Source organism: Sphingobacterium sp. UBA865 (assembly GCF_002295765.1).
Taxonomy (GTDB): Bacteria; Bacteroidota; Bacteroidia; order Sphingobacteriales; family Sphingobacteriaceae; genus Sphingobacterium; species Sphingobacterium multivorum.
Genome location: NZ_DBGB01000018.1, coordinates 1 through 18,524, shown reverse-complemented (window position 1 = coordinate 18,524; position 18,524 = coordinate 1). Strand labels below are relative to the sequence as shown.

Sequence of the window (18,524 nt, the reverse complement as noted above, 5' to 3'; positions counted from 1 at the left end):
TTTACTTTACTTTTGTGTCGATAATATATAATAGCTTCTCAAGATCCGAGTGATCATTGTATAAATGAAATCCAACACGGATCCCCGATCCTCGGGGAAAGCATTTTATGCCCTCATCCAGGAGAGTCTGATAATTTTCGGGGTTGATCTGAATATTGAAAATATTGCTCTGTGGACGTCTATTGATGATGCTGTCCAATAACAGTTTCCGGTCGGCAAGTTCAGCGCGGGCATCTGCAATTAACTTTTGGGTATAGGCCACTGTTTCGGAAAATCCCCATTCCTCCAATTGAAGAAGGGACTGCTGTAGCGTTCCGTGCGACAGGGTGTCCAGATGCCCTGGTTCAAAACAAAGTTGTACCACAGATTTATTCATCCATTGGTTGTTGAGGAAGCTGTAATTTTTTTGGATATCCGCATAAAGTATCGCTTTGAGTCTGTCACTTAAGAGAACAAAACCATTGCCGAAGCCAGCCATAAGCCATTTGTATCCACTGGATAATACGGCGTCAAAGCCCGAAAGCGTAAAATCAAAAAGATCTGTTCCCAAGAACTGGGTGCCGTCGCCTACAATCAACAAGTCGGGATGCTGATGCTTCAATTCCTGTATGAAAGATAGGTCTATTTTTAATCCCGAAATATATTGAACAATGGAAAGAATAAGGACATCTGGTTTAAATGTTGCTATTGTGTCCAATAAATTCGTTTCCAGCTGTTCGTCCATCCTGACAAATTGATGTTCAAAACCGCTTATAATTGTAGGAAAATTAACCGAAGGATAATCATTGTCCAATAGCAGCACTTTCGATTGTTTCGGTAAACCTGCCAATAGCGCATTGAAGGCAAAGGAAAAACAACTTGATAAGAACACATTTTGGGAAGGGCAATTAAAGAATTTACCGAGCGTATCCCGACAGGCATCTAAAGTTGCACCTTGCTGTTCGCGTAAGGTACTGTTCGCGTCAAAGAAATCTTGGTCTCTTTTGGAGCGCCAAGCCTTTGTTTCACGTGAAAGTAAGCCGGATCCTGGTGTCGTGAGGTAAGTTACGGCTGAAGCGATGTCAAAATGTTTACGATAGGGACTACTCATGTCTTTGGTCTTTTGTTAGTATTGCTAAATAATCTGTCAAGGAAAGGTATTCACCGCCCATGCTTTCCAAATGATCCGTGTGAAATTGGCAATCAATTAAACGTAGTTCAATTTCTTGGGCGAGATAAATCAGGGCCGCTTTCGAAGCGTTGGGGACTTTTGAAAACATGCTTTCTCCACAAAAGACACCATTGATTAACACGCCATAAAGCCCGCCAACGAGTATACCACCTTGCCATACTTCCACCGAATGTGCATAACCTAGCTCCGCAAGTTTACTATATGCTTGGATCATGCCCTGGGTTATCCAGGTTCCAGCCTGATCTTTTCTATTGATAGTCGCGCAAAGCTGAATGACTTCTTTAAAGCTGCGGTCTATCGATAAGGAAAATGTTTTTTTCCGGAGTACACTCGCCATGCTTTTGCTGATCTTGACCTTGGAGGGATCGATCACAAATCTGGGGTCTGGGGCATACCAAAGTATAGGGCTGTCATCACTGAACCAGGGGAAAATTCCGTTACTATAGGCCAGTAGCAAACGATCTGGCGAAAGATCTCCACCTACGGCGAGTAAACCATCTTCTTCTGCATAACTTGGGTGTGGAAACTCCAGTCTGTTCGTATCCAGTTCAAATACCATGGTTGTTTAACAGGCTGCGATAGATAGCATTATTCTGGCTGACGCGGTTCTTTGCCGATCTCGTCAAATAGTTTGTCCATGTGTTCAACATATTCGTTGGTATCATCGAGGAAGAACTCCAATTGAGGAACAATCTTTACCTGGTTCTTAATTTTTGCTCCCAGTTTGTAGCGTATTTCAGATGTTTTGGAACGAATGGACTTCATATTTTCCTGTGCCGTTTTTGTGTTCAAAAAGCTTATGTAAACACGGGCAATTGCCAAATCAGGTGTAACACGAACCCGTGTAACCGTGATAAACGCTCCAGGAGCCCATGAATTACCTTCGCGTTGAAATAATGCTGCTAAATCCTGTTGAATCACCCCAGCAAAACGTTGCTGTCTCTTGCTTTCTGTTCCCATCGTATACGTTTTATGTTGAATATTCTCAATTATGTTAAACAAAAATAGCCAAAATTTCAATTAAAAGAGAAACTTGACTCGACATAAGAAAAAAGGCACATCTTGGTTTGACGTGCCTTTAAATTTCGATTCACAATTGGTTAGGTAATTTCTTTCAAGTTTTAAGACTTTGGGGTCTATCATATTTGGTTTGAAATTTCGGTGTATTTAAAGCGGTAAGTATTTACTAACCTTACCATCTTCTATTTTTTCATCTCCCTTACACTACAAACATAGGAATACTTAAAAAACTGACAAAATAACTTTTAAAAATAAAGTGAGTGGTTACTTATAATGTGTGTTTATCGCGATTTAACAAACTTTTAACATTTTATTTTTTTTGTAACAGTCTTTTTTTTCCACCTGATTTTTTGTTTTTCATCCAATTTTCTGAGCAAAATGTATGCAATCTTTGCATTGATATAACCATTTGCAATTGGTATTTTTGTAAAAATTGTATGTGATAGAATTATCAGAAGCTTCAATCAACACTAAACCGACCAAAGGCTTTTGAAAATAACAGGATCAAAAAGAAATTATACGAATGAAAATCTGGCAAAAAAATATAGATGTCGATTCTTTTGTAGAATCGTTTACAGTGGGCAATGACCGCGTAATGGACCTGCAACTTGCTGCTGCGGATGTTTTGGGTTCATTGGCCCATACACGCATGTTGAATAGCATAAACCTGATGACCGATGAGGATCTAGCGCTTGTACAAAAAGAACTGAAAAATATCTATAAAGAAATTTTAGCCGGTGACTTTCGTATTGAAGACTCGGTAGAAGATGTGCATTCGCAGGTTGAAATGTTGCTTACACAGCGTATTGGAGAGGCTGGTAAAAAAATTCACTCCGGCAGATCCCGTAACGACCAGGTTTTGGTCGATCTAAAATTATACTTCCGCTCAGAGATTCAGCATATCATCCAGAATACGGAGGCTCTTTTTAATGAATTGATCCAACTCAGCGAGCGGTATAAGCATATTCTGATCCCTGGATACACGCACTTGCAGATTGCCATGCCTTCATCGTTTGGATTATGGTTTGGTGCTTACGCCGAAAGTCTTGTGGATGATCTGGAGATGATGCGTGCAGCATGGAAGGTTTGTAATAAGAATCCTTTAGGATCTGCTGCAGGGTATGGATCATCCTTTCCATTGAATAGAACGATGACGACGCAATTGTTAGGATTTGAAGACCTCAATTACAATGTGGTTTATGCTCAGATGGGTAGAGGTAAAACCGAACGTATCTTGGCCCAGGGCATGAGTTCCATCGCGGCGACGTTGGCCAAGTTTGCAATGGATGTATGTCTATATATCAACCAAAATTTTGGCTTTATCTCTTTTCCGGCACATTTGACTACGGGATCGAGCATCATGCCACACAAGAAAAATCCCGATGTCTTTGAGTTGATCCGTTCACGTTGTAATAAGATACAGGCCTTGCCAAATGAAATTGCGCTGATGACGACCAACCTGCCATCTGGTTACCATAGAGATCTTCAGTTGTTAAAGGAAAATTTATTCCCGGCGTTTAAATCGCTCAATGAATGTCTTGAAATCGCAACTTTCATGTTGGAAAACATTTCTGTTAAAGACAATATCCTGGACGATCCAAAATACGATTATTTGTTCTCTGTTGAAGTCGTGAACAATGAAGTTCTGAAAGGAGTTCCTTTCCGCGAGGCTTACAGGACTATCGGGATTGATATTGATGAAGGGCGCTTCAAGCCATCAAAAGAGGTAAATCATACCCATGAAGGAAGTATTGGAAATCTCTGCAATGATCAGATTCAACGGATGTTCGGTGAGGTCAAAGCAACTTTTGGTTTTGAAAAAGTCGAATCAGCATTGGATGACCTTTTAAAATAAAAAATATGCTGTAGCCCTACAGAGGAAATAGCACATCAACATAAAACGGCCGGTAAGCATGTGCTTATCGGCCGTTTTATATTCTTATTTTTTTATGGAGAACTTAAAATGTGTCTCGGAGTCGAATGATTCGCCTGCTTTTAACAAAGTTGAAGGAAATTCCGCTTGATTGGGTGTATCCGGAAAATGCTGAGTTTCCAGACAGAATCCGGCATAAGGAAGATACTTGTAACCTCTTTTGCCAAAATCATTTCCGGTCATCCAGTTTGCTGTATAGAGTTGTACGCCCGGCTCCGTTGTAAAGACATCCAGCTGAATGCCCGTGTTTTTAGAATAGACTGTTGCACAAGGCTGCGAAATAGGCTGGTTGTTGACATAACAATGATCATATCCTTTGGCAGCGATCAATTGTTCGTTATTTGCGGTAATATCTTGCACAATAGGTTTTGGTATGCGGAAGTCGAAGGCGGTGCCCTCCACAGGTACTATTGCATTGGGTATCTGGTTGTCGTCTACAAATAAGACCTCATCTGAATTGATTTGAAGGATCTGCTGCAATACGTCGCCACTGCCTTCCCCATCCAGATTGAAGTACGTATGATTGGTCAGGTTGACGTGCGTATCGGCATCCGATTGCGCATGATATTTGATAATAATCTCGTTATTTCTGGTTAGGGTATAAGAAACCATAACTTTTAGATTCCCTGGAAATCCTTCTTCACCATCTTGGGAAACATAATAAAATTCGACGTGCGATTGATAAGTGACCCTTCTGTCCCAAACCTTATCATGAAAGCCCGAAATACCACCATGAAGACAATTATTGCCATTGTTTTGCGGAAGCGTATAGTGTTTTCCGTTTATTTCAAATTTGCCTTCAGCAATGCGATTGGCGAAACGCCCCGCTGTGCAGCCATGGTATTTCTCATCAGAATCCAGGTAGGCCTGAATGGAATCGAAGCCCAGTGCAACATCCACCAAATTTCCCTTGTTATCAGGTACCAAAATGCTGACAATACGCGCACCGTAGTCCGTTAAGAGTACTTGCATGCCCCCTTCGTTTTTTAATAAGAGCAAATGCGTGTTTTTGCCGTCAATTGTACCTTCAAAATGTTTTGGAATAAGTGTTTGATATTTCGTCATGATGAATCCCTATTGGTATTTAGGTTAAAGATACAGAATATAACCAGTATAAAAATGACTTTGACAACAGCTGTTTGTAAAATTTGTCATTTTGAAATGCAATCCAGGATACTGTTGCAAAAATGACTCCTGGACAGGTAAATAATAGCAGTAAAATATAGGGATATGTGCACAGTCATTCGGGGAATTTCTGAGCCGGTCTCCTATGATTATAATTGTATTTAAAGGCAAATTTATCTAAGTTTGCGCTATGTCTGAAAAAATGAATTGGAAAGATTTGCTCTCTGCAAAGCGCTGGGGTTACGAAGATCGGAGCGTAGATAGTTACCTGGTGGCCCGGTCGGAATTTCAACGGGATTATGATCGTTTGATCTTTTCATCCCCATTTCGGAGATTACAGAATAAAACGCAGGTTTTTCCACTTCCTGGCGCTGTATTCGTGCACAATAGGTTGACACATAGTTTAGAAGTTGCCAGTGTAGGACGCTCTTTGGGACGTATGTTTTATGCACAGTTGAAAGAGGAAAATCCAAACCTGGATAATGATTACCCTTTTTTGCAAGAAGTAGGAAATATTATCTCTGCGGCATGTTTGTCACATGACCTGGGCAACCCGGCCTTTGGTCACTCTGGTGAATCCGCTATTTCCACATATTTCACAGATGGCGATGGACGTAAATACCAAGAGCAGGTAACAGCCGAAGAATGGGCCGATCTGACCCACTTTGAAGGAAATGCCAATGCGCTACGGATTCTGACACATGCCTTTCAAGGAAAGGATCCCAAAGGTTTTGCATTGACCTATACTTCCCTGGCTTCCATTGTAAAATACCCCTGTCTGGCAATTGATGGCCACCTCAAGAAAAGCCATCATCGCAAGAAATATGGCTTTTTTACGGAAGAACAAAAAGCATTTGAGAAGGTTGCTAATGAATTGGGATTATTAAAAGATCCTTCCAATTCAAAGGGCTACCTAAGACATCCTTTGGTTTATCTCGTGGAGGCTGCGGATGATATTTGTTACAATATTATTGACTTGGAAGATGCACATCATCTTAAGATATTGTCCTATCAAGAAGTGGAAGAATTACTATTGCCGCTCTGTGGCAAAGAAAATCTTCGCGACAGGCTCGATGGATTGCTGGATACCCCAAGCCGTGTAGCATTGTTGCGTGCTAAAGCGATCAATACCTTGATTAAAGGATGTGTTGATGTCTTTGTACGTGAGCAGGACAAATTTCTGTCAGGAACTTTCGGATCAGCGTTAATGGATGCTTTAGATGAGGACATTGTTACACAAATGAAAAAAATCTCGAAGATTTCCATTGCAAAAATCTATAATGCGCCCACGGTTGTGCAAATTGAGATTGCTGGTTACCGGGTGATGGATGCCCTATTAAAAGAATTTGTTCCGGCATACCTAAAGAAGAACAAGAACAATTACGATAAAAAGCTGGTCGCATTAATTCCTGAACAATTTTATACGGACAAACAAGATTCGTATTCCAAAATCCGTTGTGTATTGGATTTTGTTTCAGGTATGACTGACGTTTATGCCATAGAGCTGTACCGTAAAATCAAGGGAATAACAATACCATCCATAGAATAGAGACGTTTCAGGTAAAAGGTTAAAACATCAATATTAAATTGAGACAAGCTGTAATATCCGCGTGTATTATCCTAAAGTCTCGGATCGAAAATCTAACATCTCATATCTAAAATGAAGGTTGTAATTGCTGAAAAGCCCTCCGTGGCGCGTGATCTGGCTCGAGTGATGGGGGCGAAGGAAGTCAAAGACGGTTATATCGCCGGCAATGGCTATGCTTTTACGTATGCTTTTGGCCATTTGGTTCAACTCTGTACGCCACAGGCTTACGGATACAATTCGTGGACAATTTCAAATTTGCCGATCATTCCATCCACATTTAAGCTAGAATCGAAGAAAGTGAAGCGTGATGGCAAGCAGATGGATGATACCGGAGCAGTTAAGCAACTCAACACCATAAAATCCCTGTTGGAACAGGCCGAAGAAATCATTGTGGCTACCGATGCGGGACGGGAGGGTGAATTGATCTTTCGTAATATATACTATTTTTTAGGTTCTAAAGTACCTTTTAAACGCCTTTGGATATCGAGCCAAACGGATAAAGCCATTAAAGAAGGTTTTGCCAATTTGAAAGCAGGTACGGAATACGATAGCCTGTACATGTCTGCCCGTTCACGTTCGGAATCGGACTGGCTAATCGGTATCAATGCGACGCAGGCCATCACCTTGGCGGCCGGGAATAAAGGATTACTTTCTTTGGGACGCGTTCAGACGCCAACCTTGGCCATGATCTGTTCGCGCTATCTGGAAAATAAAGACTTTAAACCCCAGGCATTCTATAAAATTCAGGCCGGTTTTGAAAAAGATAATATCAGTTTTAAGGCAACCTCCAATAAGATCGATAAAAAGGATGTCGCCGAGCAAACCATTGCGCGATTGACCGTTGGTTCCAATGCCCGCGTGGCAAAGGTGGAAGCCAAAGAAACAAAAGAGCAACCGCCCTTGCTATTTGATTTGACATCGCTGCAACAGGATGCAAATAAGAAGTATGGTTATTCGGCCGATCAGACACTGAGTATTGCGCAAACACTTTACGAAAAGAAGGTCATCACTTATCCGCGTACGGGTTCCCGTTACATCGGTGAGGATGTTTTTGAAGAAATTGGCGCACTTTTTCAACATTTGTCGGATACCGCAGATGAATCCATCTCGTCGATCGCAAAAAATCTGATCGGTGCAAAATTGAACAAACGTTCTGTCGATGACAAAAAGGTAACCGATCACCACGCCCTATTGGTGACGGATGAAAAGCCGGGTCCCATGCTCAAAGAGCAACAGAATGTTTACAATATGATCGCCAAGCGCATGGTGGAAAGTTTCTCGGAAGTATGTATAAAAGATATTACCACCGTGACAATTGATGCGCAGGGGGTTGAACTTATCGCCAAAGGTACTGTAATCAAGCAATACGGCTGGCGTCTTTCCGCGGAGCAGATCGAAGCGCCCGATGAAGATAAAAACAATGACGATCAGGATAATGAAAATGCGCAGTTACCGAAGCTGTTAGCTGAGGAATTATTGCAGATTCTGACCCTCGAACTTGCCGAACGTTTTACCAAAGCAAGACCCATACATACCGAAGCCTCCTTATTGAAGGCCATGGAAACTTCGGGAAAGGAAATTGAAGACGATGAAATGCGGCAGGCTATGAAGGACTGTGGACTTGGTACACCTGCTACACGAGCCGCAACTATCGAAACACTTTTCCAGCGGGATTATATTAAGCGCGACAAGAAAAAACTGATCCCAACGGAAAAAGGACTTGCGGTATACAATCTTGTAAAAGATCGTTCCATTGCCAAGGTAACCTTGACCGGTAAATGGGAGCAGAAGCTGGAGGAAATGCGAGCCAATAAAGTGTCCTATGATGTTTTTATGAAACATATTAAGGATTATACGGCCAAAATTACAAAAGAACTGTTGACGCTGCGGATTTCTCTCGCGCAAGAGGAAGTTAAACCTCAACAAAAAGGAAAGATAAAATGTCCGAAATGTGAGCAGGGATTGATTTTGCTCTACGATAAAGTAGCCCAATGCGACCATTATGCCCGGGGATGTGATTTTAAGATCTGGCGGACATTGAATGGTATCTTTCTCGACGAAAAAGAGATGAAGAACCTGTTGGAGAAAGGAAAAACCTCCGAGTTTAAAGGGGTAAAAAATAATGAGGGTGCTATTGTCACTGCGCCGCTTGTATTTGAAAATTTTAAGGTTAACGTGGGNNCCCACGTTAACCTTAAAATTTTATTCCCGCTGCAGAATATCCTGTAAAGCACTTGAAATCGATGGAAACCTGAACGTAAATCCACTATTCTCCAGCTTTTCAGGTAATACCCAACGGCTTTTTAAAAGCAGCTCTGTCTCCGTGCCAATAAAAGCAGCACCTATTTCCAGCAGCCATTTGGGAGATGGTAGACCAATTTTACAGTTCATTACTTGTCGAAAAGTCACCATAAAAGTTTTATTCGTAACGGGGTGGGGGGCCGCACAATTGACGACACCATCCATATCCGCATGATCTTTTAAGAACAAAATAATTTGAAAAAGATCTTCAATATGGATCCAGCTAAAATATTGCTGGCCATTTCCTTGTATGCCCCCTAGTCCAGCCCGGACAAGATTTTTAAAAGGCAGGATAACACCTCCATCCGCACCCAAAACAATCGCCATCCGAAGTGCCACCTGTCTTGTCTTTTCCAATTTGAAGTCGAAAAAAGTCTTTTCCCATAATTTGGCAACATCAACAGAAAAACCTGTTCCGATCTCCCCCGAACTTTCGGTCATCGGACGATCTTCGGCGTGCCTATAAATGGTTGCTGTACTGGAGTTGAGCCACAATTTTGGTGGATTGGTACAGCCTGCGATCAGCTCACCAAGAATCGTTGTGGTCTTTGTTCTTGAAGAAAATATTTCGGCCTTATTTTTTTCGTTATATCGACAGTTGACAGACTTTCCGGCTAGATTGATTAGCATATCCGCATTTTCCAGTGCATCGGAAATGCCGGATCGATCGGTCCAAAGGATATTGCCCTGCCGACGGCCAATGACGATAACCTGGTAACCCAATGTTTGAAATCGCTCGGAAAGATATTGTCCAACAAAACCTGTTCCTCCAGCGATGACTATTTTACGCATGGCAAGTGTGTTTACAGTCCAGTTCATGATGCTACATCATTAATTTGATCAATTTAATTAATAAATCTCCACCGCTAGTATTGAAAATCTTGTTGGCAATAGTTTCGAGTTGATCCGTCAGATTTTGGATGTCCTTGACCGTTTTATGGAATTCCTTACCTTCTGCCGTCTGATCCTTCTCTGTATTTCGGCTGATATCCTTTAGAATATCCATAACGGGGTCAAGTTCTTTTTGCTTACGCATTACCGCAATTTTCATGGCCCATTTTAAGACTTCTTTCTCGGCAACAAAATATTCTTTTCTGTCGCCAGCAATATGCTTTTTGTAGACGATGCCATAATCGATCAATTGTCGGATACTCATATTGGCATTGCCGCGCGAGATCACCAACTTGTCCATAATCTCGTCTGTAGACATGGGATTGCTTGCCGAGAGGAGTAAGGCATGAACTTGCGCAACGGACTTGTTGATTCCCCATTCAGAACCTAATGCCCCCCAGGTGTCTATAAATTGCTGTTTTGCTTCTTGTAATTCCATCGTGCTTTTATTTTGCCAATACCTCAATTTGTTTTTATCGGACTATTGAACCGATCGGCTTTCTCGTTCTTTTTATGAATTGCTTATATTAAAGTTATTCAAAGTTTTTGAACTTTCAAAAATTTCTGAAAATAAAATAAGTTTAAATAGACAAGTCACCATATCGTAATAAGAATTTGCTTTTCTTGCGGACTTTTCGATTTGTTTTAACTTTGCCTGCATTATGGCGGCAACTTTGTATAATCCATTCAAACAATTTCAGTTTGATTCAGATATTTGTTTTTTAACAGGAAATAAACTCCAATCGGAAGAAGAATCCATTCAGGTGTTTCCTGCATGGATGATGAAATCTTTTCAATTGGAAGATAAACCTTTTAAAATGCTGGATGAGAATCTGGTGACTTATAAATCGTTGAAGCTCCCCTGTTCCATAACTGCAGCTGAAGCGATCGAACAAATGGAACGTGTGGTAGAACAGTCGTTTGAACAAGGTTATGAAGCCGTCAAACAGTTGGATCCCTTATTATTGTTTCAATGGATGACAAAAATCATCTATGGGGTGGTCTTTAATGAAATTCTTGCGGGAATTCGGCAGCAAAAAGCTTCTGGCGAAGATATGAACTTTTCTCAGGCCCTTGCACAGCGTTTTACAAATCTCCATGCGATGTTGCAGTCGCTGGTTGTACCGATGGAGTTTGAAAATACCTTCCCATTTTCATTGGTTGTTGTACCGGTTAAGAATGCACCCGATACATTTATGTATCGTGATGAAATCAATACCTTGATCTTTTCTATCCGCATGAAGGACTTTGCTGTAATCGCCTGTCTTCAAGATAATGCCACAAACAATATTTATCACGAAGATATCCTCAAGGTTATTGCGGGCAAAACATTGCATCCCATTCAGTTTGAAGAATTGTGTGCACGCTATTTTTATTCAGCCTACTTATTTAATCGTTTACCAGATTATACCTATTTAAATACCCCGCAAAAAGTCTATGTTGAACCGATGCCATTAGCAGATATGTCGATGAAACCTATCTTTGATCATTGGCAAAACAAGACCTATGGCCAAGTTTTGGAAAATTTTTGGAAACCTTGGGGTTTGACCTTGTTCGAGATTATTAAAAATCCAGAGCATCCGATTAGTTTTCTTGTTGACGAAGCAGGAGAGTTTGTTACTGATATTGCTAGGCCGCTCAATTAGTCCAAAAGAATTAAAGTAATAAATTATCTTAATAAGCGTTAAATGGTACGGTTATGGATAGGATAGGGTATGTATTTAACAGGATTCAAGACTCTTTTTTCAGTTTTACTTTTTATGGTATGGTGTACTTCCGCAAGTGCACAAGTGATTGCTAAGCGGGATATCCCTGCAGACAGTATCGCACAGCATGTTGATGATTTTCCCTATTTCAAGGGCGGGGTGGTGGCCTGGTCCAAATTTATACAAAATAATCTGGATCTGTCCGGAACAGTCCGGGCAATGGACAGTGTGGCCTATGCAAAATACGGATCTCGGCAAACGGCAATTCTGAAATTTATTGTTTGCGAGGATGGGGCGATCTGCAATATTGAAATCGAGAATCCCGATAAGATAAGCCCCGAGTTTGCAAAGGCTGTGTTGTCTGCTATGCGCCGGTCGCCACAATGGATGCCTGGTCAGGTCAAGGGAAAACCGGTTAAAACAAGATTCAGGCAACCTGTCGTTGCTGTGATCGAATAAATTGATAAGAAAAGAATAGCTTAAATTTTCACCATTTATAAGATAATATGTCATTTTGGGATAAAGTCAAAAAGATTATGAGTAGCGGAGCGGAGGAATCTTCGCCTGATAAAAAAGATACAGAAATTACTGCCGGAGGTTCTACGGTCTACCGTTATGAAGATCAATCTGATGATAAGGATCCAAAAAACTTATTTCCGGAGGTACAATGTGTTTATCTGGATGAGATTGAGGAGCATTTGACCAAATATATTGCCGAACCCGATATGGTGTTCCATGAGATAATCTCTGAGCTTGTTCATATCGATGTTCATTGGATTAAACCAAGTGCAAATTATCCATACCATATCTTGGTTACTTCGGGCATGAGTGACCTGGCTATGCATGTTCCAGATGAAGTGGAAAACAAAGAGTCTTATGAGCGCGCAGAGCTAATGGTTGTGCTGCCCGCTGATTGGAAGATCGGAGAAGAGGAATTTCAGGATGACAATAATTATTGGCCGGTCTACTTTTTGAAAAGATTAGCGCGGTTTCCACATGAGTACAAAACCTGGCTGGGCTATGGGCATACCATTCCCAATGGCATGGAAGCCGAAGATATTGCAAATACAGGTTTCGGTTGTATGTTGCTGCTTCCGCCTATGTTAAGTTTTGATGAGGAATTTTTGGAGTTAAAGACCAAAGATGGTAATCTGATCAATTTTTATGCAATGATTCCCGTGTATAAAGAAGAGATGGATTACAAACTGGAAGAGGGCACAGATGCACTCTTAGACTTGTTTGATGAATATGGAATTTCCGAGCTGGTCGATATCGACCGTCCCAATGTCTGTAAAGATAGATAGTTTATAAAAAATATGCAATGCGATGGGCTATTTTAGAGCTTTTAGCATTGCATATCTTTTTAGGAAATACTTTTTTCTATAATTGCTATCGTTTTATCGATATCCGCATAGCTCACATTGAGGTGCGGTCTAAAACGGATACTTTTCTCTCCACAGCCTAACATAATCAGTTTATTGGCGTAGGCTTTCTTGATAAATTCATTCCGTGCAGCTTCCGATTCGAAATCCACTGCAACGAATAAACCCTCACCCCGTAAATTGGACAGCTGCGGTTTTTTCGCTAGCAGTTCCTGGAGCTTATCTTGTAGATAGCGCCCTTTTTCTGCCGCATTTTGAATCAGGTTTTCTTGCTCTATGACTTCAAGAATTAATTTAAAGCGGAGCATATCCATAAAATCGCCACCAAATGTCGAATTGATACGACTGGATTCTTGAAAGACATGATGTTCCACCTGATCAAATTTTTCCTTGCTCGCCAGTATACCGCAGACTTGTGCTTTTTTGCCGAAGGCAATGATATCGGGAATGACGTTATAATGTTGGTAAGCCCACATTTTTCCCGTAATACCCAATCCCGTCTGTACCTCGTCAAAAATTAAGAGGATCTGATTTTCATCACATATTTGACGAAGCTGTACGAAAAATTCCTTTCGAAAATGGTTGTCGCCACCTTCACCCTGTATCGGTTCAATAATAATGCAGGCAATATCGTTGGGGTTAGCCGTGATCGCCTGACGTATTTCTGAGACAGCTTTTTCCTCCAAAGCAATCGTCTGGCCGATATGTTCGTTTGTTAAAGGATAGCTCAATTTAGGATTGGTAATGCGTGGCCAGTTGAACTTTGGAAAATAAAGGTATTTTCTGGGGTCTTGTGTATTCGTTAATGACAAGGTATAGCCCGATCTACCATGAAAAGCCTGTCTAAAGTGAATGACCTGGCTGGCTTCCTTTTGTATTCCCTGTGAAAAATTAAGCCTTGTCTTCCAGTCGAAGGCAGCTTTTAATGCATTTTCCACGGCGAGTGTTCCCCCCGAGATGAAAAAGGCATAGGGGAGTTCTTTCGGTATGGCTACGCGATCAAAAGTGTCGACAAAATCAGCAAACTCTTTGGGGTAAATATCTGACATGGCTGGCTTATTGACGGCCATTTTACCCAGGAAGTCACGTTGTTTGACCAAATGTGGATGATTGTAACCCACGGCCATGGAGGCAAACATACTGAACATATCGAGGTATTCATCCCCATTTTCATCCACGACATAAGAACCATGGGATTTCTCCATATCCATAACCAAAGGGAATCCATCGGCTAATATATGTTTGCTTAATCTTTCATGTACGCTGCTCATAGTTTTGTGTGTAAATGGTTTATAAATCAAATTTGATACCTTGTGCCAAGGGAAGGTCAGTTGTATAATTGATGGTATTTGTCTGGCGGCGCATATAAGCTTTCCAGGCATCTGATCCAGACTCCCGGCCTCCGCCAGTCTCCTTTTCGCCCCCAAAAGCACCTCCGATTTCGGCGCCCGATGTGCCGATATTGACGTTGGCAATACCACAATCAGAGCCAGCAGGACTGAGAAATAGCTCGGCTTCCCGTAGGTTGTTGGTCATAACGGCAGAAGACAATCCCTGGGCGACGCTGTTTTGAAGTGCTATGGCCGCACTGATATCCCCTTTGTATTTGATTAAGTAAAGAATAGGGGCAAAGGTCTCATGCTGTACGATTTCATAATGATTTTCAACTTCGGCAATGACAGGCTGCACATAACAGCCACTTTCATACCCTTTGCCTTCAAGGACCTTTCCCTTGATCAGCATTTTTCCCCCTTGTGTTTTAATTTTGTCCAGTGCGTTTAAGTATGATTTTACGGCGGCTTTGTCGATCAATGGTCCCACATGATTTTTCGTGTCCAAAGGGTCACCAATTTTTAATTGACCATAAGCTTTTGTCAGTTGTTTTTTGACGTTGTCATAAATGTCCTCATGGATAATAAGTCTTCGGGTACTTGTACAGCGTTGTCCGGCTGTACCTACGGCACCAAATACAGCACCGATAATGGTCATTTTTAAGTCGGCGTCTGGAGTAACGATGATCGCATTGTTTCCACCGAGCTCCAAAAGTGTTTTACCAAGGCGTTGTGCTACGGTAACGGCGACTTCTTTTCCCATTCGGGTAGATCCTGTTGCAGAAATCAAGGCGATGCGGTTGTCTGCCGAAAGCCACTCGCCAACTTCCCTGTCGCCCATAATGAGGTTGGATATTCCCTCGGGCAGCCCGTTGTTGTGTAAGATTTCTGCAAGTAATTTTTGGCAGGCTATGGCACATAACGGTGTTTTTTCGCTGGGTTTCCAGACGACAGTGTTGCCGCAGACCAAGGCGAGGGCGGTGTTCCATGCCCATACCGCCACTGGAAAGTTAAATGCTGTAATAATACCGACGACACCCAAAGGATGATATTGATCGTACATGCGGTGCCCAGGACGTTCCGAATGGATGGTATTACCATACAATTGACGGGATAGGCCCAAGGCGAAGTCACAGATATCGATCATCTCTTGGACTTCACCCATGCCTTCTTGGTAAGATTTTCCCATTTCATAGGAAACTAATTTTCCGAGAGTAGGTTTAAGCTCACGTAGCTTGTCTCCCAACTGGCGAACGATGTCTCCTCTTTTTGGAGCAGGCAGTAGGCGCCAGTGTAAAAATGCATCTCCGGCCTGCTTAATGACTGCTTCATAGTCTTTACGATTGCTACTTTTTATGTTTGCGATGAGTTTTCCATCGACAGGTGAAAAGGATTCGAATTCTTTACCTTCGGAAAACCATTGCTGTCCAGTTGATGATCCTAAATTCTGGGAAGATATTCCAAGTGTTTTAAGCGCTGATTTTATCATAATGGTTTATTTTATTCGTGGAATAGTTTAAATATATGAAATAAATTTTTTTTTGACAATTTTTTTCTGAATATTGTTCAGTGAAAAATAATCGTTATCTTAGATAAGCTAATGTAGACTATATCATGATCAAACAGATTAATACCGATTATTACCAGGTGGACGATTTATTGTCCGAAGAACATAAACTGATACGGCAGTCTGTCCGTGATTTTGTGAAAACAGAGATAAAGCCTTTCATTGAAGATGCGGCGCAGGAGCACCGTGCTATTGCGGGTTTGATGCCTAAATTGGGGGCAATTGGAGCCTTGGGACCTTATATTCCTGTCGAATATGGTGGGGCAGGGTTGGATCAGATTTCCTATGGCTTAATTATGCAGGAATTGGAAGCAGGCGACTCGGCAATTCGTTCGGCAGCATCGGTGCAATCCTCTTTAGTGATGTTTCCGATTTATACCTTTGGTAGTGAGGAGCAACGTCGTAAATATTTACCGCGGTTGGCATCGGGGGAGTTGGTCGGTTCTTTTGGGCTTACTGAGCCTAATCATGGTTCTGATCCGGGTGGAATGGAAACGAAATTGACGGCAAAAGGAGCTGGTTTTTTATTAAATGGAGCAAAGATGTGGATTACAAATTCGCCTATCTGTGATATTGCCGTCGTTTGGGCGCGAGATGAGGCCGGGAAAGTACGGGGAGTTATTGTTGAGCGCGGAATGGCTGGTTTTGAAACTCCGGAGACCATGCATAAGTGGTCGTTGCGCGCTTCCAAAACAGGTGAATTGGTTTTTCATGATGTTTATATCCCTGCCGAAAATATACTTCCTGCTGTAAATTCAATGCGTGGCCCACTTTCCTGTTTGAATTCGGCCCGCTATGGAATTTCATGGGGCGTGATCGGAGCAGCAATAGACTGTTATGAAACTGCGGTTCAATATGCGTTGGAGCGACATCAGTTTGAAAAGCCAATTGCCGGTTTTCAATTGCAGCAAAAGAAGCTGGCGGAATTTCTGACAGAAATTACCAAGGCGCAGTTGCTGTCGTGGCGTTTAGGAGTACTCAAGAATGAGGGGCGTGCTACTCCTCAGCAAATCTCCATGGCAAAGCGGAACAATGTGAATATGGCGCTGCAGATAGCGCGTGAATCTAGGCAGATTCTTGGCGGAATGGGGATTGTCGGTGACTTCCCAATAATGCGACATATGATGAACCTAGAGTCTGTAGTTACCTATGAAGGGACGCATGATATTCATTTATTGATCACAGGACAAGATATTACGGGGCTGAACGCTTTTTCTTAATCTTTTTCTTCGTACGAACACGCTTTATACAGTAATAAACGATGCTATGATTTATTGAATTTTTAGTCAATAAGAGGTGGCATCGTTTGTGTATATTTTGCTGCATTAGTGTGGATTCGTGGATGCTTCTACATCATGTTAATGCCTATGTAATTTTATTACTTATATAATTTTGTTAGCGCTAATACTTATATAATTATGTGGTGTTAATACTTATTATGTAATAAGGATTCAATAGACCTCATTTGTCCCTGTAGGTATATTCTATCGTTCTCTTTTGGTCATTCCATGTGAGCGCTATGATCAGTCGCCGTTCAAGCCGATAACAGGCTAACTTCTTCATAAGCATTGTATTTAATTCCGATGCTTGAAATCAGTATGGCAAATCAGTACCGCGAAATGGTTTTTTCCTTCGTTATAGCGTGTTTTTCCGAGTTGTTTTCGTGTTGCAGCGTCGCTGCGGAGTTTTTCGGCTGCGGTTCGGATTGGCGTTGGTCTTTTTTAGGGGCATCCGGGGGATATGGTCGCGTTCGGAGCGTCATTTGCCCGTGTTGGCAGCGGGGTGAGTGCGGGCTTAGACTCGGACTCAACACGGACTCAACACGGTTGCAGGGCAAATCTGCCCCGAGCATGGTACGAAGCAGGTGGAGATGGGAGCCGAAGGTTCCCGCAAGCCCTGCGCAGCAGCCGGAGCCCTGTCCACGAGGCGGAACCCTAGTTTGCCCTAAATGAGCCATGCTTCCCCAATAAATAAAGAAAAGTTGAGGGCTTCTTATTCCTTAGGTTAGCTTTTGTTTATATTTAGCTTAGCAATAAGTTAGGTTTTGTTTAGCTCTAACCTATACTATACCTAAACAAAACCTAACTAAAACATAAACTAAACCTAAGTAAACAGGTAGGAAAGTATAGCTGCAAAAGAAGGTATTCCGGAGCGCTGAGTTCTGCGATCTTTTACGCTTGTTCCCGTCCATCTGCTGCGCCTGTGCGCACCGTCTTCAATTGGGCATTGAGGCGAGCGGGCTACCATAGTGATCCCGAGCTTAAGCAGATCGAGCAATACACTGTCCATCCATGTTTCCGCTGCATAGCCTGTATCAAGTCCCGGTTCCGCGGATGTCCGTGGTGCGATCCAATTTTCAGGATCATCCATGTTTCCCCCGCAATGTCCAGGTTAGATCCCGGTTCCCGTCCCCATTCTGTCCCGGAGCCGACGTTCCCAGCCTTCCGATCACCTGTTTTACAAAAAGAATCTCGCACCGTTACAGGTAGTTAAGGGGAAAATGAAATAA

Annotated in this window: 16 protein-coding genes; 7 read left to right on the top strand and 9 right to left on the bottom strand. The window is 42.1% G+C overall.

The features are described 5' to 3' along the window. Nucleotide 1: 1 nt before the first annotated feature. From B2O97_RS09475 to rbfA, 3 genes are read right to left on the bottom strand one after another with little or no spacing between them, the layout of a single operon-like run. Nucleotides 2-1,090: an aminotransferase class V-fold PLP-dependent enzyme gene (locus tag B2O97_RS09475; RefSeq protein ID WP_286767313.1), complete on the bottom strand. Its 1,089-nt coding sequence runs from the start codon at nt 1,088-1,090 to the stop codon at nt 2-4. Beyond that, nucleotides 1,083-1,730, bottom strand: a complete 648-nt coding sequence (gene aat / locus B2O97_RS09470; RefSeq protein ID WP_286727370.1) for a leucyl/phenylalanyl-tRNA--protein transferase — start codon at nt 1,728-1,730, stop codon at nt 1,083-1,085. The genes B2O97_RS09475 and aat overlap by 8 nt, the downstream gene beginning before the upstream one ends. Before the next feature lie 29 nt (nt 1,731-1,759). Next, entirely contained in the window at nt 1,760-2,131 is a 372-nt protein-coding gene (gene rbfA / locus B2O97_RS09465) for a 30S ribosome-binding factor RbfA (protein ID WP_070562015.1), read from the bottom strand. 583 nt (nt 2,132-2,714) lie between these two features. Between rbfA and argH the strand changes: the two genes are divergently transcribed. Next, complete coding sequence (gene argH / locus B2O97_RS09460) at nt 2,715-4,046, top strand: argininosuccinate lyase (RefSeq protein ID WP_070562017.1); 1,332 nt, start codon at nt 2,715-2,717, stop codon at nt 4,044-4,046. An 84-nt stretch (nt 4,047-4,130) separates the two neighbouring features. Here the strand turns inward: argH and B2O97_RS09455 are convergent, their stop codons facing one another. After that, nucleotides 4,131-5,189 (bottom strand): aldose epimerase family protein, encoded by a 1,059-nt coding sequence (locus B2O97_RS09455; protein WP_070562019.1) that lies wholly within the window; start codon nt 5,187-5,189, stop codon nt 4,131-4,133. Nucleotides 5,190-5,439: 250 nt separating this feature from the next. On the opposite strand from B2O97_RS09455, the gene B2O97_RS09450 reads away from it, so the two are divergent. Together B2O97_RS09450 and B2O97_RS09445 are read left to right on the top strand one after the other, a co-directional pair. Next, nucleotides 5,440-6,798: a deoxyguanosinetriphosphate triphosphohydrolase gene (locus tag B2O97_RS09450; protein ID WP_286727371.1), complete on the top strand. Its 1,359-nt coding sequence runs from the start codon at nt 5,440-5,442 to the stop codon at nt 6,796-6,798. A 111-nt stretch (nt 6,799-6,909) separates the two neighbouring features. Next, nucleotides 6,910-9,066 carry a type IA DNA topoisomerase gene (locus tag B2O97_RS09445; protein ID WP_286767312.1) on the top strand — a complete coding sequence of 719 codons (2,157 nt, stop codon included), beginning with the start codon at nt 6,910-6,912 and terminating at the stop codon, nt 9,064-9,066. On the opposite strand, the gene B2O97_RS09440 is transcribed toward B2O97_RS09445, so the two are convergent. After that, nucleotides 9,040-9,957 carry a TIGR01777 family oxidoreductase gene (locus B2O97_RS09440; RefSeq protein ID WP_286727372.1) on the bottom strand — a complete coding sequence of 306 codons (918 nt, stop codon included), beginning with the start codon at nt 9,955-9,957 and terminating at the stop codon, nt 9,040-9,042. The genes B2O97_RS09445 and B2O97_RS09440 overlap by 27 nt on opposite strands. 4 nt (nt 9,958-9,961) lie before the next feature. After that, a complete protein-coding gene (locus tag B2O97_RS09435) occupies nt 9,962-10,468 on the bottom strand; it encodes a GbsR/MarR family transcriptional regulator (RefSeq protein WP_201303460.1) in 507 nt (168 codons plus the stop codon). Between the two features lie 223 nt (nt 10,469-10,691). On the opposite strand from B2O97_RS09435, the gene B2O97_RS09430 reads away from it, so the two are divergent. The 3 genes from B2O97_RS09430 (at nt 10,692) to B2O97_RS09420 (ending at nt 13,039) form a co-directional block, all read left to right on the top strand. Further along, nucleotides 10,692-11,675 carry a hypothetical protein gene (locus tag B2O97_RS09430; protein ID WP_286767311.1) on the top strand — a complete coding sequence of 328 codons (984 nt, stop codon included), beginning with the start codon at nt 10,692-10,694 and terminating at the stop codon, nt 11,673-11,675. A 114-nt stretch (nt 11,676-11,789) separates the two neighbouring features. Next, nucleotides 11,790-12,194, top strand: coding sequence for an energy transducer TonB (locus B2O97_RS09425; RefSeq protein WP_070562031.1), 405 nt, complete (start codon nt 11,790-11,792; stop codon nt 12,192-12,194). A gap of 77 nt (nt 12,195-12,271) precedes the next feature. After that, on the top strand, nt 12,272-13,039 hold the full coding sequence (locus tag B2O97_RS09420; protein ID WP_070562050.1) for a suppressor of fused domain protein: 768 nt from the start codon (nt 12,272-12,274) through the stop codon (nt 13,037-13,039). A 59-nt stretch (nt 13,040-13,098) separates the two neighbouring features. Here B2O97_RS09420 and lat read toward each other — a convergent pair whose 3' ends face one another. Further along, a complete protein-coding gene (lat, locus tag B2O97_RS09415; RefSeq protein ID WP_070562033.1) occupies nt 13,099-14,388 on the bottom strand; it encodes an L-lysine 6-transaminase in 1,290 nt (429 codons plus the stop codon). 19 nt (nt 14,389-14,407) lie between these two features. Continuing rightward, the gene (locus B2O97_RS09410; protein WP_070562035.1) at nt 14,408-15,937 is read right to left on the bottom strand and encodes an aldehyde dehydrogenase family protein; all 1,530 of its coding nucleotides are present in this window, start codon (nt 15,935-15,937) and stop codon (nt 14,408-14,410) included. A 125-nt stretch (nt 15,938-16,062) separates the two neighbouring features. On the opposite strand from B2O97_RS09410, the gene B2O97_RS09405 reads away from it, so the two are divergent. Beyond that, the gene (locus tag B2O97_RS09405) at nt 16,063-17,235 is read left to right on the top strand and encodes an acyl-CoA dehydrogenase family protein (protein ID WP_286754845.1); all 1,173 of its coding nucleotides are present in this window, start codon (nt 16,063-16,065) and stop codon (nt 17,233-17,235) included. 1,020 nt (nt 17,236-18,255) lie between these two features. On the opposite strand, the gene B2O97_RS09400 is transcribed toward B2O97_RS09405, so the two are convergent. Next, a complete protein-coding gene (locus B2O97_RS09400; RefSeq protein WP_159332725.1) occupies nt 18,256-18,492 on the bottom strand; it encodes a hypothetical protein in 237 nt (78 codons plus the stop codon). Nucleotides 18,493-18,524: the final 32 nt, after the last annotated feature.

What these genes read in the sequence shown, in the direction of transcription:
- B2O97_RS09455 (WP_070562019.1), bottom strand. Translation starts at nt 5,189, where the DNA reads ATGACGAAATATCAAACACTTATTCCAAAACATTTTGAAGGTACAATT.
- B2O97_RS09425 (WP_070562031.1), top strand. Translation starts at nt 11,790, where the DNA reads ATGGTATGGTGTACTTCCGCAAGTGCACAAGTGATTGCTAAGCGGGAT.
- B2O97_RS09405 (WP_286754845.1), top strand. Translation starts at nt 16,063, where the DNA reads ATGATCAAACAGATTAATACCGATTATTACCAGGTGGACGATTTATTG.
- B2O97_RS09440 (WP_286727372.1), bottom strand. Translation starts at nt 9,957, where the DNA reads ATGAACTGGACTGTAAACACACTTGCCATGCGTAAAATAGTCATCGCT.
- B2O97_RS09475 (WP_286767313.1), bottom strand. Translation starts at nt 1,090, where the DNA reads ATGAGTAGTCCCTATCGTAAACATTTTGACATCGCTTCAGCCGTAACT.
- rbfA (WP_070562015.1), bottom strand. Translation starts at nt 2,131, where the DNA reads ATGGGAACAGAAAGCAAGAGACAGCAACGTTTTGCTGGGGTGATTCAA.
- B2O97_RS09450 (WP_286727371.1), top strand. Translation starts at nt 5,440, where the DNA reads ATGTCTGAAAAAATGAATTGGAAAGATTTGCTCTCTGCAAAGCGCTGG.
- argH (WP_070562017.1), top strand. Translation starts at nt 2,715, where the DNA reads ATGAAAATCTGGCAAAAAAATATAGATGTCGATTCTTTTGTAGAATCG.
- aat (WP_286727370.1), bottom strand. Translation starts at nt 1,730, where the DNA reads ATGGTATTTGAACTGGATACGAACAGACTGGAGTTTCCACACCCAAGT.
- lat (WP_070562033.1), bottom strand. Translation starts at nt 14,388, where the DNA reads ATGAGCAGCGTACATGAAAGATTAAGCAAACATATATTAGCCGATGGA.
- B2O97_RS09435 (WP_201303460.1), bottom strand. Translation starts at nt 10,468, where the DNA reads ATGGAATTACAAGAAGCAAAACAGCAATTTATAGACACCTGGGGGGCA.
- B2O97_RS09410 (WP_070562035.1), bottom strand. Translation starts at nt 15,937, where the DNA reads ATGATAAAATCAGCGCTTAAAACACTTGGAATATCTTCCCAGAATTTA.
- B2O97_RS09420 (WP_070562050.1), top strand. Translation starts at nt 12,272, where the DNA reads ATGAGTAGCGGAGCGGAGGAATCTTCGCCTGATAAAAAAGATACAGAA.
- B2O97_RS09430 (WP_286767311.1), top strand. Translation starts at nt 10,692, where the DNA reads ATGGCGGCAACTTTGTATAATCCATTCAAACAATTTCAGTTTGATTCA.